A 16,663-nucleotide genomic window follows, 5' to 3' on the forward strand; every position below is an offset into this window, starting at 1 on the left:
TTAATCAGTTGCGTTAATCATTGAGATAGCGACGGATGGCGCGCAGTACCGCATCAGGTTTTTCGGCGTGTACCCAGTGACCCGCACCCGCAATCACATGCGCCCGTGCCTGCGGGAATTGCGCCAGTAAATCATCACGATATTGTTCAGTGACATACGGTGAATTACCGCCGGGGATAAACAGGGCAGGGTGATCCCATGCCGGGATTTTCTCCCAGCCAACAATATGCGGATACTGATCCCACAACACTGGCACGTTAAAACGCCATTCACCATCAACGTAAGATTTCAGCAGAAACTGAATCACCCCTTCTTCATTCAGATGTTGGCGCATCACCGTTGCTGCCTGCTGTCGCGTTTGCGCGCTGGATTCGCTGACGGCGTTGATGGCGGCGAAAATCTCATCATGACGACGCACGTGATAATCAACCGGCGCAATATCGATCGCCACCAGTTTATCGATGCGATCGGGGGCCAGTGCAGTTAGCGCCATAACGGCTTTACCGCCCATAGAGTGACCGATAAACGTCGCTTTTTCGATCTGTTGTGCATCCAGCGTATCCAGCAGATCTTGCGCCATTGCTGGATAGTTCATCACAGGATCGCGCGGTGAAAGTCCGTGGTTACGCATATCGACCTGGATAATATTGTGGTCGCTCACCAGGTCGCGCGCCAGAACGCCGAGGTTGTCGAGACTACCAAACAAACCGTGGACGAGGACGATGGGAGAATTATTATGCTGGTTTTGTGCAGATTGCGCGCGGATATTCAATTTCATGGCAAAGTTCTTTTTTTCGCGAAGTCGGGTTAGGGTATTATGTTGACCATTGTGCCACAGGGCTGCAACAAATAAGGTTTAATCCGAGTTTTTCTGCAAGCCAGGCTTGACGCTATCCGCTGCCGGGATTTATTCATATACTCCTGGCGACTTGTATTCAGCTAAGACACCGCACTGGATTAAGATGAAAACGATTGAAGTTGATGATGAACTCTACAGCTATATTGCCAGCCACACTAAGCATATCGGCGAGAGCGCATCCGACATTTTACGGCGCATGTTGAAATTTTCCGCCGCATCACAGCCTGCTGCTCCGGTGACGAAAGAGGTTCGCATTGCGTCGCCTGCTATCGTCGAAGCGAAGCCGATCAAAACGATTAAAGACAAAGTACGCGCAATGCGTGAACTTCTGCTTTCCGATGAATACGCAGAGCAGAAGCGCGCGGTCAACCGCTTTATGCTGCTGTTGTCTACACTATATTCTCTTGACGCTCAGGCATTTGCCGAGGCAACGGAATCGTTGCATGGTCGCACGCGCGTTTACTTTGCGGCAGATGAACAAACGCTGCTGAAAAATGGTAATCAGACCAAGCCGAAACATGTGCCAGGCACGCCGTATTGGGTGATCACCAACACTAACACCGGCCGTAAATGCAGCATGATCGAACACATCATGCAGTCGATGCAATTCCCGGCGGAATTGATTGAGAAGGTTTGCGGAACTATCTAAAACGTTGCAGATAAAGGACAAAGCAATGGCAATCCACAATCGTGCAGGTCAACCTGCACAACAGAGTGATTTGATTAACGTCGCCCAACTGACGGCGCAATATTATGTACTGAAACCAGAAGCAGGGAATGCGGAGCATGCGGTGAAATTCGGTACTTCCGGTCACCGTGGCAGTGCAGCGCGCCACAGCTTTAACGAGCCGCACATTCTGGCGATCGCTCAGGCAATTGCTGAAGAACGTGCGAAAAACGGCATCACTGGCCCTTGCTATGTGGGTAAAGATACTCACGCCCTGTCCGAACCTGCGTTCATTTCCGTACTGGAAGTGCTGGCAGCGAACGGTGTAGACGTTATTGTGCAGGAAAACAATGGCTTCACTCCGACGCCTGCCGTTTCCAATGCCATTCTGGTTCACAACAAAAAAGGTGGCCCGCTGGCAGATGGTATCGTGATTACGCCGTCCCATAACCCGCCGGAAGATGGTGGTATCAAATACAACCCGCCAAATGGTGGCCCGGCTGATACCAACGTCACTAAAGTGGTGGAAGACAGAGCTAACGCACTGCTGGCTGATGGCCTGAAAGGCGTGAAGCGTATCTCCCTCGACGAAGCGATGGCATCCGGTCATGTGAAAGAGCAGGATCTGGTGCAGCCGTTTGTGGAAGGTCTGGCGGATATCGTTGATATGGCGGCGATTCAGAAAGCTGGCCTGACGCTGGGCGTTGATCCGCTGGGCGGTTCCGGTATCGAATACTGGAAGCGCATTGGCGAATATTACAACCTCAACCTGACCATCGTTAACGATCAGGTCGATCAAACCTTCCGCTTTATGCACCTCGATAAAGACGGCGCGATCCGTATGGACTGCTCTTCTGAGTGTGCGATGGCGGGCCTGCTGGCACTGCGTGATAAGTTCGATCTGGCGTTTGCTAACGACCCGGATTATGACCGTCACGGTATCGTCACTCCGGCAGGTTTGATGAATCCGAACCACTACCTGGCGGTGGCAATCAACTACCTGTTCCAGCATCGTCCGCAGTGGGGTAAAGATGTTGCCGTGGGTAAAACGCTGGTTTCTTCTGCGATGATCGACCGTGTGGTCAACGATTTGGGGCGCAAGCTGGTAGAAGTACCGGTAGGCTTCAAATGGTTTGTTGATGGTCTGTTCGACGGTAGCTTCGGCTTTGGCGGCGAAGAGAGCGCGGGGGCTTCCTTCCTGCGTTTCGACGGTACGCCGTGGTCAACCGATAAAGACGGCATCATCATGTGTCTGCTGGCTGCGGAAATTACCGCAGTCACCGGTAAGAACCCGCAGGAACACTACAACGAACTGGCGAAACGCTTTGGTGCGCCGAGCTACAACCGCTTGCAGGCAGCTGCGACTTCCGCACAAAAAGCGGCGCTGTCTAAGCTGTCTCCGGAAATGGTGAGCGCCAGCACTCTGGCTGGTGACCCAATTACCGCGCGCCTGACTGCTGCTCCGGGCAACGGTGCTTCTATTGGCGGTCTGAAAGTGATGACTGACAACGGCTGGTTCGCCGCGCGTCCGTCAGGCACGGAAGACGCATACAAGATCTACTGCGAAAGCTTCCTCGGTGAAGAACATCGCAAGCAGATCGAGAAAGAAGCAGTCGAGATTGTTAGCGAAGTTCTGAAAAACGCGTAAACATATTAAATAAGAAAAAGGGCGGTCGGAAGATCGCCCTTTTTACTTATGACTGCCTGATGCGCTACGCTTATCAGGCCTACGAGGATAGTGCAATCTATTGAATTTACGCTATTTTGTAGGCCGGATAAGGCGTTCACGCCGCATCCGGCATGAACAACGAGCACTTTGTTAATAATCCCAAAGGGCGATCATTCGATCGCCCTTTTTTACTTTGCTTTATTAACCGTGTTTATTTTTCAGTTCAAAGCGGGGTGATACCAGACCATACAGTGTCCAGCCGAGGAAGGTCACGATGGAGCCATACAGCATGGCCTCTTCCCCAGACGAGTACAGCGCATAGAAGCTGTACATCGCACCAATAAAGGCAACAAAGTTAGCCACTTTCGCTTTAGCAGCCGGAACATTCGCTGCTTTCTGGATGATTACCAGTGCTGCCATCGACAGAATATACGGGATGATATTGGTCACCACGGCCAGGTTAACCAGCACGTTGAACTGGCTGTTCAGCGACGGGCTAATGGTCATCAGCGATAATCCGCTCTGGATAATCACAATGGTCAACATTCCCTGAACCGGTGCATCAACTTTGGTTACACGGGAGAAAATTTTCGGGAAGTACCCTTCATCGGCAGACGATTTAAACACCTGGGCGATGGTGAACTGCCAGCCGAGCAGTGAACCGCAGCAGGACATCACCATCAACGCCATAATCACTTTACCGACTTCCGGTGTGAACATCTGCGCGAAGGCCAGACCAAACGGTGCCGTTGAATTTGCCAGCTCCATATTTGGCACAATCCCGGCAATCACGTTAGTAGAGACGATATAAATTACTGCCGCACCCAACGTACCGCCAAGAACAGCAATTGGCACGTTACGTTCCGGGTTTTCTACCACTTCAGCATTCGCACAGGCAGACTCCAGACCGAGAAAAGCCCACAATGTCATGGCGATGGAAGAACCAACCGCGCTAAAGAAGGGCGCATGATGCGGATTCCAGGAGTCAGCGTAAAGCGTCGGGCTGAACCAGAACCAGCCGATAATGCACAGGCCAATTACCGGAATAATGACACCCCACACGGTAATGCTACTGATTTGCCCGGTAATGCGTGCACCACCAAAGTTAGCCACGGTACATACCCACAGCACAGCAATAGTGGCAAGACCAATCTGAACAGGCGAAAGGGTTGTGTCAAACAACTCAGTACCGTAGCCAACGGCGGAAATAGCGATGGCGACATTGGCAATCAGTAGCGACACACCGTAGGTATAGTTCGCCATGAAGTTACCGGATTTACCGAAGGCATATTCGGCATAACCCCCCATACCACCTGGTTTACGGCTATACATACCGCATTTTGCAAAGGCCCAGGCCAGCGCCATTGATCCTACAGCCGTCACTAGCCAGGAGATAATCGAGATCGTCCCGACTTCGGCTAGTTTGGTCGGCAGCATAATGATGCCGGAACCCATCATGTTGACCATCGTCAGTATGGTTAACTGCACGACGCCCATTTTATTCGCTTTAGCCTGACTCATAATTTTTCTCCCTTCAGCAGGGCGCTTTGTGGTTCGCTTGATTTGATGACATAGCACCAGACCTGTTTGCGACCGTCATGTTCTTCGATGTAGACCCCCTGTAATTCCGGCGCAAAACCTGGCAGCAGGTTAATGCCTTCTTCCAGGGCAATGAAGTAACGCAGAACTGCACCGCCCCAGACTTCACCCGGAACAACACACAGCACGCCCGGAGGATAAGGCAGGGCACCTTCGGCTGCGATACGCCCTTCTGCATCCGGCAGACGAACCAGCTCCACCTCACCGCGTAAGTAGGCGTAGTTAGCTTCTTGTGGATTCATGCTGACGCGAGGGAAGTGTTCCTTACGGAACATCTCTTTTTGCAGTTGTTTCACGTTATGACGGGCATACAGGTCGTGCATTTCCTGGCACAACTGACGCAGGGTATAACCGGCGTAACGGGCTTCATGTTGTTTGTAAATGGAAGGCAGTACGTCCGCCAGAGGCGCATCATCTTCCAGCAGTTTTTCGAAACGTGCCAGCAGGGCGACAAGCTGTTGTAGTTTGGCCATATCTTCTGCCGGAGTAAGCAGGAAGAGGATGGAGTTAAGATCGCATTTTTCCGGCACTACGCCATTTTCGCGCAGGAAGTTAGCAAGAATCGTTGCGGGGACACCGAACGCTTCATATTCGCCGTTACGTGCATCAATGCCTGGGGTAGTCAGTAGCAGCTTGCACGGATCGACAAAATATTGGTTTTCTGCGTAGCCTTCAAAAGAGTGCCAGTGTTCTCCTGGTACAAACTGGAAGAAACGCAGGTCATTGGCAATTTCAGCGGTGGGGTATGACTGCCATGGCTTGCCATCCACCAGTTCAGGAACGAACGGACGAATATGATGACAGTTTTCAAGGATCAGTTTGCGTGCATCAATGCCATTCGCCACGCAGTCCATCCACATATTGCGACCGCTTACGCCTTCATGCATTTTAGCGTTGACGTCCAGTGCCGCGAACAACGGATAGAACGGGCTGGTAGAGGCATGCATCATAAAGGCATTGTTCATGCGTTTATGCGGTACATAACGCGGTTGCCCTTTGATATGGCGGTCTTTTTTATGAATTTGTGAAGTCTGGGAAAAACCTGCCTGCTGTTTATGGACTGATTGCGTAACCAGAATGCCCGGATCGTTTTCATTAAGCTCCAGCAGCAGCGGCGAACAGTCAGCCATCATCGGGATAAACTGCTCGTAGCCGACCCATGCGGAGTCAAACAGAATGTAGTCACACAGATGACCAATTTTATCCACTACCTGACGGGCGTTATAAATTGTACCGTCGTAGGTGCCTAACTGAATAACCGCGAGGCGGAACGGACGAGCCTCTTTTGCCCGCTGCGGTGCGACTTCTGCAATCAGTTCGCGCAGGTAATTTTCTTTGAAGCAGTGCGCATCAATGCCACCGATAAAGCCATACGGGTTGCGTGCTGTTTCCAGATAAACCGGTGTTGCACCAGCCTGTAGCAACGCCCCGTGGTGATTAGATTTATGGTTATTGCGGTCAAACAGCACCAGATCGCCCGGTGTCAGCAGTGCGTTTAATACCACTTTGTTTGAAGAGGAGGTGCCGTTTAAAACGAAGTAGGTTTTATCGGCATTAAACACTTTTGCCGCATGTTGTTGTGCGATACACGGCGCACCTTCATGAATCAACAGATCGCCCATCGCCACGTCAGCGTTGCACAAGTCGGAACGGAAAAGAGTTTCACCAAAATACTCTACAAACTGGTTACCCGCCGGATGGCGACGGAAAAACTCGCCGCCCTGATGACCGGGGCAATCAAAGGCGCTGTTACCCTGATTGACATAATCAACCAGTGCGCGGAAGAAAGGCGGGCGCAGCTGCGTTTCATAATGGCTGGCTGCGGTTTCTAACTGGCGACCATAAAACGTTTTCCGCGCTTCGCAATGTTCGAAGACACCCGAAATACGTGACAGGTATTTTGCAGGCACATGTTCTTCATTTTCCGTGGCAATAAATACAGGAATGCCATAGCCAGTAGCGTCTATTTCATCGAGTTTTCCACGTTCAACATCATCGACCGATAAAACAATGGCAGCAACGTCAATATAATTACTTTCTTCAATATTCACGCATACACGATGAGTGGAAAAGTAATTCTGGCAAGAACGACTAACGGCAATTTTTAATTCTGACATTTTTCATCTCTTTATTTCAGGTAATAGCAGGTCCTCAATTTCTCAAAAGAGAAATTGATAACGCCGGAAAAAAGCAAAACATCACCCCTGATAAATAAATCAGTAGTTTGCTTTTTGTAGATGCAATAACCCGACCAGCCCGGTAACTGGCAATACTCTACCTATACAGATTGCGGCGTAGCGATCTGAATTAATAAGGGTATAAAAGGGTTAGCAATGTATGAGCACCAGGGGATACAGGTATTAACCTGTTATGCTTAAAGACAGGGAGACCTGTATTTTGAGGTGCCCTTTAGTCAGAAGACTAGCGGGCATTAAAGAAATGAAAGTCAAAGCTATTGCGATGGGAAAACTTCATAATATGAGTTGTTCGCCTTATATGAGGCATTGCACGGTTATTATTTTCCATTTTCCTTTACCTTTTTCTGTATCAGTTGAAGGTGAAATTATTCTATCCAGGAAATGTCTCTAATCTATGAAGAAGATCAAAAAAATAATCAAATCTAAATCGCTTAATCATTAAGCATCAATGACCCAGAATAGATTGTTGTCTTGTTGTTTTGAGATTGTGAGTTCATTGTTTTTTATTTGCAGGTGCCTTAGTTCGGCCGAATAATATTTCAGCAGAACTAAGGTTAAAATTTAAAGCATGAAAAATGAATAAACATTCAAAGCATAAACCGATACCCAATACCGGTTTCAGTAATAAAATGGCGAGGCCGAGCCGGGTCTTGTTCCAGTTTTTGCCGCAGATGCCCCATATAAATCCGCAAATAGTGGCTGTGTTCAACCGCATTTGGCCCCCACACCTGGTTGAGTAACTGGCGCTGGGTGAGCACTTTCCCGGCGTTATTAAGCAGCACCGCCAGCAGGCGAAACTCAATCGGGGTGAGATGCACCTCCTCTTCACCGCGATGGATCACCCGAGCAGCTAAATCGACGGTCACATCGGAAAATTTCACCACCGGATCGGGCGCGGAGGTGGCTGAATGGCGGCGTAAAGCGACGCGCAGACGAGCCTGAAGCTCGCCAATGCCAAACGGTTTACTCAGGTAATCATCAGCTCCGGCATCCAGCGCGGCGATTTTGTCGCTCTCTTCACTACGTGCGGAAAGCACAATCACCGGCACCGCGCTCCACTGGCGCAGGTCGCGGATAAACTCAATCCCATCACCGTCGGGCAGACCGAGATCGAGAATAATTAAATCCGGCTTGCGGGTTGCCGCTTCCAGTAAGCCGCGTTGCAGCGTTTCGGCCTCAAAGACGCGCATACCATCGCCCTCCAGCGCCGTGCGCAGAAACCGACGAATAGCCTGTTCATCTTCAACAATCAGAACGTTTGTCACATATCCTCATGAAATTCTTCAAGTTCAGGGGCAGTTTGCTGGGGAAGTGTAACACGAAAACAGGCACCACCTTCCGGTCGGTTGAACGCGGTAATGGTGCCGCCGTGTACATCCACAATCGCCCGACAAATTGCCAGCCCAAGCCCTACACCCGGCACCGCCGATTCTTTATTCCCACGCGCAAACTTATCGAATATCGTCTGCTCCTGGCCTGGCGGAAGACCGGAGCCATTATCCCAGACATCCAGTTGTAGCTTCTCGCCCTCAACGTGGGCATCAATACCAATTTCGGCCTGCGCACCCGCGTATTTCACCGCGTTCTCCAGCAGATTAATCAGCACCCGTTCAAAGAGTGGTCCGTCAACGTGGATTAAAGTCAGCGGTTCTGGCAGAGAAAGGTTGATGGGCGACGATAATCCCGGTTCCAGCATTTGCAGCGCGCTGCCGACCACTTCTTCCAGCGTTAACCACTCTTTCTTCAAATTAAAGCCGCCGGACTGAATTCGCGCCATATCCAGTAGATTATTCACTAGTCGGGTAGTGTTCAGCACATGCTGGCGAATCTCGCTGGCCTGGCGGGCGTGGGGCGATCCTTCGCTTGCCAGATCGAGCGTTAAGATTTCAGCCTGACCGAACAGCACCGTAAGCGGAGTGCGTAAATCATGCGAAAGTGCCGCCAGCAGGGCGTTGCGGATCTGTTCACGTTCGCTTGCCATCCGCGCCTGTTCTTCGCTGGCGGTCAGCGTCAGGCGTTCCAGGGCATTGGCAACTAACAGCGTAAACGTCTCCAGCAGGCGCTGCTGTTCCGGGATCATCAACTGGCGCAGATTCCCCGGTTCCACCACCACCAGACCGTAGGTTTTCTCGCCGCTTTTTAACGGCAAAATCTGGTACGGCACGCCGGGTAACGTGTCGGTGCCCGCGCCCGCAGGCAGGCCTTTATCAAAACTCCACTGCGCGATGGCATCGTCCCACGGCGTCATTCCTTGCGGATGTGTCAATGGCTGCAATTTTCCATTGTCATCGGGTAACAATACCTGGCTGCGGGCATGAAACGTGGAGGCAATAAACTGTTCGCTGGTGGCGGCGATATCCTGCGAACTGCGGCCCACCGCCAGAGCTTTCGACATTTCATATAAGTGCCGTGTGCGTTGTTCGCGGTAACGGGCTACCCGCGCCTGATAACGCACGCCAGCAGTAAGGTTCCCGATCACCAGTCCGACGGTTAACATCACCGTGAAGGTCAGCAGATATTGCACATCAGAGACGGCGAGCGTGCCGCGTGGAGCGATAAAAAAGAGATCGAAACTCACTACATTAATGACGGTGGCGACCACCGAAGGCCAGCGCCCATAAAATAGCGCCACCACTACCACGCCTAACAGATACAGCATCACCAGGTTGGCGGCATCAAACGCCATCAGCCACAGCATGGCAATTAAGGTGATAACGGCGCATAACGCGGCGGCAACCACGCATCCCTGAATCTGTACCCGCCACTTGTCTTTAAAAGAGCGGCTATCCGGCTCGTTGTTAATCGTGCGGGCGGGTGGTTCATCAAGCGCGACCAGCACCTGATCGAGATCGGGGGCGATGCGCGCCAGTCGGTCAGCAAACGTTTCCCGACGCCACCAGCGGCGCGAGGCCGGGCGACCGAGAATAATCTTGCCGAGATTATGTTCACGGGCATAACGCACTACCGCTTTTTCTTCCGCTGGATCAGAAAGTGTTGCCGTCTCTGCGCCCAGCTCCTGCGCCAGACGTAAGGCGCGGAGAATTGCCCGACGTTTTTTCTCCGGTAAGCGGTGCAGGGCAGGGGTTTCAACATACACCGCGTGCCAGACGCTCCCCAGCCTTGACGCCAGCCGCGCCGCCGCGCGAACCAGTTTTTCGCTGCCGGTGTTATGGCCGATGCATAAAAGGATCGCGTCACGCGTGTGCCAGACTTTCTCTTCGCCAGGATGCCCCCGCCAGGCGCGCATTTGTTCATCTACGCGATCGGCAGTACGGCGCAGAGCCAGTTCGCGCAGGGCGATCAGATTGCCTTTGCGGAAAAAATGTTCAATGGCGCGCTCCGCCTGCCCGGCAATGTAGACTTTGCCTTCTTTCAGCCGTTGACGCAGATCGTCCGGGGGCAGGTCCACCAGCACCACGTCGTCGGCAGCATCAAAAAAAGGATCAGGCACGGTTTCCCGTACCTGAATTCCGGTGACGCCGCTGACCACATCGTTCAGACTTTCCAGATGCTGAACGTTGACGGTAGTGAAAACATCAATGCCAGCTTCCAGCAGCTCTTCGATGTCTTGCCAGCGTTTGGGATGACGGGAACCTGGCGCATTACTGTGCGCCAGTTCGTCCATTAAGATCAGCGCCGGACGGCGGGCGAGGGCGGCATCGAGATCAAACTCGCTGATGTGCCGCCCACGGTACGCCTGGCGTTTTAGCGGCAGAACAGCCAGCCCTTCCAGCATTGCGGCAGTATCTTTCCGACCGTGGGTTTCTACCACGCCAACCACAATATCCAGCCCTTGCGCCCGCAGTCGCTGTGCTTCTGCCAGCATCGCCCAGGTCTTCCCGACGCCTGCACAGGCACCGAAGAAAACTTTTAGCTTCCCCCGATGCGGCGCGGCAGTTTGTTCCAGCAGACGGTCGGGATCGGGACGTAAGGGTTCGTTATTCATCAAGCTTATCCAGCGCCAGATTGAGTTCGACAATATTGACGACCGGCTGGCCGATAAATTTCACCAGCGGTTGTTGGCTGTATTTTGCGACCAGTTGCGTGAGTTGTTCAACGCTGAGATTACGCGCTTTCGCGACGCGTGGGATCTGCCAGGCCGCCGCTTGCGGGGTAATGTTATTGTCCAGCCCGCTTGCCGACGCCGTCACCAGTTCAACCGGAACGCTCGTGCTGGCATCCGGGTTTGCTGCCCGTAAGGCGGCAACGCGAGCAGCTATCTGTTTATCCAGCTCCGGGTTACTGACCGCCAGATTGCTCCCGCCAGAAGCCTGTGGATTATAGGGCATTTCTGCCGTTGCCGATGGGCGACCATGAAAATAGCCGTTGCCGGTAAAATTCTGCCCGATTAACGCTGAGCCGCGTACCGTATCACCTTCACGAATCAACGAACCGTTGGCCTGCCAGGGAAACCACCATTGCCCCAGCGCGGTGGTCAGTAGCGGATAAACACCGCCAGTGATCAATAACAGAAAGAGAAATGTCGATAATGCCGGACGTAATCCACTCATGGTAACCCTCACACCAGACCGCAAACGGTCAGCAGTAAATCAATCACTTTGATACCGATAAACGGCACCAGCAGCCCACCCAGACCGTAAATCCATAAGTTACGGCGCAACATGGCAGAAGCGGTAAGCGGTTTATAACTCACGCCTTTTAACGCCAGAGGAATCAAAAAGACGATAATTAAGGCGTTGAAAATCACCGCACTGAGAATGGCGGAGTCGGGCGAATGCAGGCGCATAATGTTCAGCGTATTTAACTGCGGATACGTTGCCGCGAACGCCGCCGGAATAATGGCGAAGTATTTCGCTACATCGTTGGCAATGCTGAAGGTGGTCAGCGAGCCACGGGTCATCAGCATCTGTTTGCCAATGTGCACCACCTCGATCAACTTGGTCGGGTTGGAGTCGAGATCCACCATATTGCCCGCTTCTTTCGCTGCCTGGGTGCCGGAGTTCATCGCCACCGCGACATCTGCCTGCGCCAGCGCCGGAGCATCGTTGGTGCCGTCGCCGGTCATCGCCACTAAACGGCCTTCTGCCTGATACTGACGAATCAACGCCAGCTTGGCCTCCGGTGTCGCTTCGGCGAGGAAATCATCGACGCCCGCTTCCGCAGCAATCGCGGCGGCAGTCAGACGGTTATCGCCGGTAATCATCACCGTTTTAATGCCCATTTTACGCAGTTGGGCGAAACGCTCTTTAATGCCGCCTTTGACGATATCTTTCAGTGCAATAACGCCCAGCACACGGGAACCTTCCACCACCACCAGCGGCGTGGCCCCCTGACGCGCAACGTTATCAACTTTTTGATCGACATCGGCAGGGAAGTGACCACCGTTAGCCTCAACATGGCGGCGAATAGCATCGACAGAACCTTTACGGATCATACGGTTGTCGATGTTGATCCCACTCATCCGGCTTTGCGCAGTAAACGGCACAAAAGTAGCGTGAAGCGACTGCACATCGCGCTCGCGCAGGTTAAAACGCTGCTTGGCGAGGATCACAATACTGCGGCCTTCCGGCGTTTCGTCGGCCAGCGAAGCCAGTTGTGCGGCATCGGCCAGCGTTTTTTCCTCTACGCCCTGCGCGGGGATAAACTCCGACGCCTGACGGTTACCTAGCGTGATGGTGCCGGTTTTATCCAGCAGCAGAACGTCAACGTCGCCCGCCGCTTCAACGGCACGTCCGCTGGTGGCGATAACATTCGCGCCCAGCATCCGGCTCATCCCGGCGACGCCGATCGCTGAAAGCAAGCCGCCAATAGTCGTTGGGATCAGACAGACCAGCAGCGCCACCAGTACCGTTACGCTGACCGCGTTACCGCCCCAGGCAGAAAATGGCCATAGCGTTGCGGTTGCCAGTAAAAAGACGATGGTCAGGGCAATCAGCAGGATGGTCAGGGCAATCTCGTTCGGCGTTTTACGTCGCTGTGCGCCTTCCACCATTGCGATCATCCGATCCAGAAATGTCTCGCCGGGGTTAACGCTGCATTCAATCACCAGCCAGTCAGAAAGAATACGCGTTCCGCCGGTGACGGAGGCAAAATCACCGCCGGATTCACGGATCACCGGAGCCGATTCCCCGGTGATGGCGCTTTCATCGACCGATGCGCCGCCTTCAATGACTTCACCATCGCAGGGGATAATATCGCCAGCTTCTACCAGTACGATATCGCCTTTACGTAGTTGATCGGCAGGAACTTTGTCCGCCGCAGCGCCATATTTCGGCTCACGCAGCTTGCGGGCAAAGGCAGTTTTTTTCACCCCTTTCAGACTGTTGGCCTGCGCTTTACTGCGGCCTTCTGCCAGCGCCTCGGCGAAATTAGCGAACAGTACGGTGACCCACAGCCAGCCGCTAATTGCCGCGCTAAACAGCGCATTGCCAGGCATCGCACCGCTTGCCATTGCGATGCTAATACAGGTGGTCAGCAGACTGCCGATCCAGACGATAAACATCACCGGATTGCGCCATTGTGCCTGCGGGTTTAATTTTTTCACCGCTTCTTTCAGCGCCTGAACGACAAGTGTTGGTTCGAATAGCGCCAGTTGTTTACGACTCATATTCAGTGCTCACTCAAGATCATCAGGAGAGATATTCCGCCACCGGACCAAGCGCCAGGGCAGGGATAAAGGTCAGTGCGCCAACCAGCAACACGGTGCCGATTAACAGGCCAACAAACAGCGGGCCGTGCGTAGGCAGCGTGCCGGAGCTGGCGGGTTGGCTCTTTTTACTCACCAGCGAACCGGCAATCGCCATCACCGGAATAATCACCCCGAAGCGACCGAAAAACATGCAGAACGCCAGTAAACAGTTCCAGAACGGTGAGTTGGCGCTTAAGCCGGCAAAGGCGCTGCCGTTGTTATTAGCGGCGGATGACACGGCATACAGCACTTCGCTAAAACCATGCGGGCCAGGGTTGAGCATGGCGCTACGTCCGGCGTCGGTCATCATCGCCAGCGCCGCGCCCATCAACACCAGCGTCGGGGTGACCAGAATCGCCAGCGCGGTCAGTTTCATCTCGCGCACGTCGATCTTTTTACCCAGATATTCCGGTGTGCGACCAATCATCAGCCCGGCAATAAACACCGCCAGCAGGACGAACAGCATCATGCCGTAAAGGCCAGAACCAACGCCGCCGAATACCACTTCACCAATTTGCATCAACCACATCGGCACCATGCCACCAAGAGCGGTAAACGAATCATGCATCGCAATCACCGCACCGCAGGAAGCTGCTGTAGTCACGACCGCAAACAGGCTACTGACCAGCACGCCGAAACGGCTCTCTTTACCTTCCATATTGATGCTGCTGTCTGCGCCGAGTGCCAGCAGATGCGGATTACCCTGAACTTCTGCCCACATCACCACGCCTACGCAGATGACAAAAATCACCGACATCGCCCACAGCAACATGCGCCCCTGGCGGCGCTCGCCCGCCACTTCGCCAAAGGCAAAACACAGCGCCGTTGGGATCAAGAAGATTGCCAGCATTTGCACGAAGTTGGTCAGTGCTGTTGGGTTTTCAAACGGATGCGACGAGTTGGCATTAAAGAAACCGCCGCCGTTAGTGCCGAGCATCTTGATCGCTTCCTGAGAAGCTACCGGTCCCATCGGTAACAGTTGTTGTACACCTTCAACGGTCGTCACCGGCTGATAGGGCAGAAAATTTTGCAGCGCACCTTGTTGAATAAAAAACAGTGCGATCAACAACGCCACAGGGGCTAACACCCATAACGTGATGCGTAGCAGATCGACCCAGGCATTGCCGAGCGTGCTCATGCTCTGGCGGGTAAATGCGCGGATGAGGGCAAAAATCACCGCAATCCCGCTGGCGGCAGAAAGAAAGTTTTGCACTGTTAAACCCGCCATCTGGCTGAAATAGCTCAACGTGGTTTCACCGCTATAAGATTGCCAGTTGGTATTCGTGACAAAGCTGACGGCGGTATTGAGCGCCAGATCCCACGACAGCCCCGGCAACTGCTGCGGATTAAGCGGCAGATAGTGCTGACCGAGCAACATAAAAAACAGCACCGCCAGCCCCAGCATGTTCAGGCAGAGAATGGCTGAGAGATATTGCTTCCAGTTCATCTCGCGACCAGAGACGCCAAGTGCGCGAAAGAGTACGCACTCAACGCCCGCCGTACCGGGAAGAGGAATATCATTAATCAGCCGCGCCAGCCCGCTGCTTAAAGGGCGCGCCAGCACCATCAGCACCAGTAAAAACGTGGCGATCAGTAAGAACCCTTGCGCAGCCATCAGAACGCCTCCGCATTGATCAGGGCATAAACCAAATAACCCAGTAATAAAAACACCAGCAATACGCCGGCTATCACGCCTGCACTCACAGTGCACCTCCAGTGGCCTAAAAGTGATACCGGAAGGGTAGAATTCTGGCTGCAAAGATTTCGCAAAAATCTGCGGGCGGGGTGTAAAAAAAGTATAAAAATGGCAAAAGCCATGATTTAACTAATGATTAGTATTAATTTAACTTTCATGTAACTTAATTACACGGTGAATGTAAATAAACCATCAATAAGCAAAAATAAGTGGTCGGATGAGTAGTAAAATTACACAAAAGGCGGTACTATTTTCATCAGATAAACAAATTCATTTTTCCGGTGCCATTCACCGGGTAGATACAAAAAGGGGGAGAAAAGTATGGAACTCTACAGAGAATATCCTGCATGGCTTATCTTTTTACGCCGTACTTATGCGGTTGCAGCGGGCGTTCTGGCGCTGCCTTTCATGCTTTTCTGGAAAGACCGCGCCCGCTTTTACAGCTACCTGCATCGCGTCTGGTCGAAAACCAGCGAGAAACCGGTGTGGATGGATCAGGCCGAAAAGGCAACTGGTGATTTTTATTGATTGCCTGCGCGTTTAAGCCAGCCTCGTATTAGGGGGCTGGTTTAGGGGTTTTGCATCAACGGATTCCTTGGCGTTGTTCATTTCATCACTGTTTTAGCATCAAGTTTCGATAATATCCTTTCAAAGGACAGCTCGGGATGCGCTCGCCTTCATTGTCGCTCAAAGCGACTATATCGTCAGAAATCTCCAGTTAGGTTGTATCCTCCATTACACACTTTCCTGAAACTTCAGGGTAAAGTGAGAAAGTCGCTATCACTTTTGCTCATTCCAGCATCTAAATAAATTCCGAATTTTGCTATTAATATCGCTACCGCAATAAAAGCAGGTAGTAAAGAGAGTAATATATACTTTATTGATATGTTAAGAATAATTTATTGTTAACATATCTAATGCGATAAGATGTGTTGCTGTTAATAAAAAGCTTCAAGAGTTATAGTTGATAATTAAAATACACCCGATATTTCATCTTTTTCTATGCAAGATACAGTTTTATTAGAGGCCATTTTTATATGGAGGCGGTAGCGTGTCTGTTACTAGTGATTTTATTTGCAAGGTGAATATATTGGGGTTGTTAAATACATAACGATGTGTCTGTTCCGGTCGTTGTAAACATGGATAATCACTTAATATTCTTAGTGTTTATGGCTGGAAAGGTAAAATTAGCAGCAAAGCGGCGATAGATATCACCTTCATGACTGAAAAATAAATCACAACCATTATTAAATATTTTATTCAAAGGGACTCTTTCCATTATGACGGAATATTATGTAAATGAAGCCGTTCTGTCTTTCGACGGCA

At 52.0% G+C, this 16,663-nt stretch carries 13 protein-coding genes and 1 pseudogene; 3 read left to right on the forward strand and 11 right to left on the reverse strand.

Annotated features, from left to right (window positions below):
* Positions 1 to 13: 13 nt before the first annotated feature.
* Entirely contained in the window at positions 14 to 778 is a 765-nt protein-coding gene (ybfF, locus tag A7Z06_RS03825; RefSeq protein WP_000773260.1) for an esterase, read from the reverse strand.
* Positions 779 to 962: 184 nt separating this feature from the next.
* Between ybfF and seqA the strand changes: the two genes are divergently transcribed.
* Together seqA and pgm are read left to right on the forward strand one after the other, a co-directional pair.
* Complete coding sequence (gene seqA, locus A7Z06_RS03830) at positions 963 to 1,508, forward strand: replication initiation negative regulator SeqA (RefSeq protein WP_001515978.1); 546 nt, start codon at positions 963 to 965, stop codon at positions 1,506 to 1,508.
* Positions 1,509 to 1,533: 25 nt separating this feature from the next.
* Positions 1,534 to 3,174: a phosphoglucomutase (alpha-D-glucose-1,6-bisphosphate-dependent) gene (gene pgm, locus A7Z06_RS03835; protein WP_001297249.1), complete on the forward strand. Its 1,641-nt coding sequence runs from the start codon at positions 1,534 to 1,536 to the stop codon at positions 3,172 to 3,174.
* A 222-nt stretch (positions 3,175 to 3,396) separates the two neighbouring features.
* On the opposite strand, the gene potE is transcribed toward pgm, so the two are convergent.
* The 10 genes and pseudogenes from potE to kdpF form a co-directional block, all read right to left on the reverse strand.
* The gene (potE, locus tag A7Z06_RS03840; RefSeq protein WP_000075809.1) at positions 3,397 to 4,716 is read right to left on the reverse strand and encodes a putrescine-ornithine antiporter; all 1,320 of its coding nucleotides are present in this window, start codon (positions 4,714 to 4,716) and stop codon (positions 3,397 to 3,399) included.
* Positions 4,713 to 6,911 (reverse strand): ornithine decarboxylase SpeF, encoded by a 2,199-nt coding sequence (gene speF, locus A7Z06_RS03845; protein WP_001292419.1) that lies wholly within the window; start codon positions 6,909 to 6,911, stop codon positions 4,713 to 4,715. Before speF ends, potE begins: the two co-directional genes overlap by 4 nt.
* Before the next feature lie 304 nt (positions 6,912 to 7,215).
* Entirely contained in the window at positions 7,216 to 7,320 is a 105-nt protein-coding gene (speFL, locus tag A7Z06_RS21615) for a leader peptide SpeFL (protein ID WP_107164369.1), read from the reverse strand.
* Positions 7,287 to 7,409: pseudogene (locus A7Z06_RS22370) on the reverse strand (TonB-dependent receptor). Before A7Z06_RS22370 ends, speFL begins: the two are co-directional and overlap by 34 nt.
* 170 nt (positions 7,410 to 7,579) lie before the next feature.
* Entirely contained in the window at positions 7,580 to 8,257 is a 678-nt protein-coding gene (kdpE, locus tag A7Z06_RS03855; protein WP_000186071.1) for a two-component system response regulator KdpE, read from the reverse strand.
* Positions 8,254 to 10,938: a two-component system sensor histidine kinase KdpD gene (kdpD, locus tag A7Z06_RS03860; protein WP_010346532.1), complete on the reverse strand. Its 2,685-nt coding sequence runs from the start codon at positions 10,936 to 10,938 to the stop codon at positions 8,254 to 8,256. Before kdpD ends, kdpE begins: the two co-directional genes overlap by 4 nt.
* Entirely contained in the window at positions 10,931 to 11,503 is a 573-nt protein-coding gene (gene kdpC / locus A7Z06_RS03865) for a K(+)-transporting ATPase subunit C (RefSeq protein WP_010346531.1), read from the reverse strand. Before kdpC ends, kdpD begins: the two co-directional genes overlap by 8 nt.
* Positions 11,504 to 11,511: 8 nt before the next feature.
* On the reverse strand, positions 11,512 to 13,560 hold the full coding sequence (gene kdpB / locus A7Z06_RS03870) for a potassium-transporting ATPase subunit KdpB (RefSeq protein WP_000087974.1): 2,049 nt from the start codon (positions 13,558 to 13,560) through the stop codon (positions 11,512 to 11,514).
* Between the two features lie 22 nt (positions 13,561 to 13,582).
* Complete coding sequence (gene kdpA / locus A7Z06_RS03875; protein WP_000741168.1) at positions 13,583 to 15,256, reverse strand: potassium-transporting ATPase subunit KdpA; 1,674 nt, start codon at positions 15,254 to 15,256, stop codon at positions 13,583 to 13,585.
* Positions 15,256 to 15,345, reverse strand: coding sequence for a K(+)-transporting ATPase subunit F (kdpF, locus tag A7Z06_RS03880; protein ID WP_001365534.1), 90 nt, complete (start codon positions 15,343 to 15,345; stop codon positions 15,256 to 15,258). Before kdpF ends, kdpA begins: the two co-directional genes overlap by 1 nt.
* Before the next feature lie 313 nt (positions 15,346 to 15,658).
* On the opposite strand from kdpF, the gene A7Z06_RS03885 reads away from it, so the two are divergent.
* Entirely contained in the window at positions 15,659 to 15,865 is a 207-nt protein-coding gene (locus tag A7Z06_RS03885; protein ID WP_000424926.1) for a YbfA family protein, read from the forward strand.
* Positions 15,866 to 16,663 lie beyond the last annotated feature (798 nt).

This window comes from Escherichia sp. MOD1-EC6819 (genome assembly GCF_002965765.1).
Taxonomy (GTDB): Bacteria; Pseudomonadota; Gammaproteobacteria; order Enterobacterales; family Enterobacteriaceae; genus Escherichia; species Escherichia ruysiae.